This window comes from Klebsiella sp. 18074, assembly GCF_902705905.1.
Classification (GTDB): Bacteria; Pseudomonadota; Gammaproteobacteria; order Enterobacterales; family Enterobacteriaceae; genus Klebsiella; species Klebsiella terrigena.
Genome location: NZ_CACSIS010000084.1, coordinates 1 through 1403 on the forward strand (window position 1 = coordinate 1; position 1403 = coordinate 1403).

Below are 1403 nucleotides of genomic sequence, written 5' to 3' on the forward strand. Positions count from 1 at the left end.
ATGATCCGCCGCCAGCGCGGCGGCAGGCTGGAGTCCGTCTCCTGGGATGAGGCCCTCGACTACGTTGCCACGCGCCTCAGCGCGATTAAGGCTAAGTACGGCCCGGATGCCATCCAGACCACCGGCTCCTCCCGCGGCACCGGGAATGAAACCAACTATGTGATGCAAAAATTCGCACGCGCCGTTATTGGAACCAATAACGTCGACTGCTGCGCTCGCGTCTGACACGGCCCATCGGTTGCAGGTCTGCACCAGTCGGTCGGTAACGGCGCTATGAGCAACGCCATCACCGAGATTGATAATACCGATCTCGTCTTTATCTTCGGCTATAACCCGGCCGACTCGCACCCTATCGTGGCGAATCACGTGATTAACGCCAAACGCAACGGGGCGAAGATTATCGTCTGCGATCCGCGCAAGATTGAAACCGCGCGCATTGCCGATATGCATATTGCGTTGAAAAACGGCTCCAACATTGCCCTGCTCAACGCCATCGGTCACGTCATTATTAAAGAGGATCTCTACGATAAATCCTTCGTCGCCAGCCGCTCGGAAGGCTTCGAGGAGTATCGCAAAATCGTTGAAGGCTATACGCCGGAGTCGGTGGAAGAGATAACCGGCGTCAGCGCTCAGGAGATCCGCGCCTGCGCCCGGATGTACGCCAGCGCCAAATCCGCGGCCATCCTGTGGGGCATGGGCGTCACCCAGTTCTATCAGGGCGTGGAAACCGTGCGCTCGCTGACCAGCCTGGCGATCATGACCGGCAACCTCGGCAGGCCGAGCGTCGGGGTCAACCCGGTGCGCGGGCAGAACAACGTCCAGGGCGCCTGCGATATGGGCGCCCTGCCGGATACCTATCCGGGCTACCAGTACGTTAAGTTCCCGGAAAACCGGGAGAAGTTCGCCAAAGCCTGGGGCGTGGAGAGCCTGCCGGCGCACACCGGCTACCGCATCAGCGAGCTGCCGCACCGGGCGGCGCACGGCGAAGTGCGGGCGGCCTATATTATGGGCGAAGATCCGCTGCAGACCGATGCCGAGCTCTCGGCGGTGCGTAAAGCCTTTGAAGAGCTTGAGCTGGTTATCGTGCAGGATATTTTCATGACCAAAACCGCGGCGGCGGCGGACGTCATCCTGCCCTCCACCTCGTGGGGCGAGCATGAAGGCGTCTATACCGCGGCGGACCGCGGCTTCCAGCGCTTCTTTAAAGCGGTGGAGCCGAAGTGGGATCTGAAAACCGACTGGCAGATTATCAGCGAGATCGCCACCCGGATGGGCTACCCGATGCGCTACAGCAACACCCAGGAGATCTGGAACGAGCTGCGCCATCTGTGTCCGGACTTTTACGGCGCCACCTACGAGAAGATGGGCGAACTGGGTTACATCATGTGGCCGTGCCGCGACGA

At 60.7% G+C, this 1403-nt stretch carries 1 protein-coding gene; it reads left to right on the forward strand.

The window, feature by feature from the left end; all coding sequences use genetic code 11:
- A partial coding sequence (fdhF, locus tag GVK32_RS28605; protein WP_159874222.1) for a formate dehydrogenase subunit alpha occupies positions 1 to 1403 on the forward strand: 1403 nt, incomplete at both ends.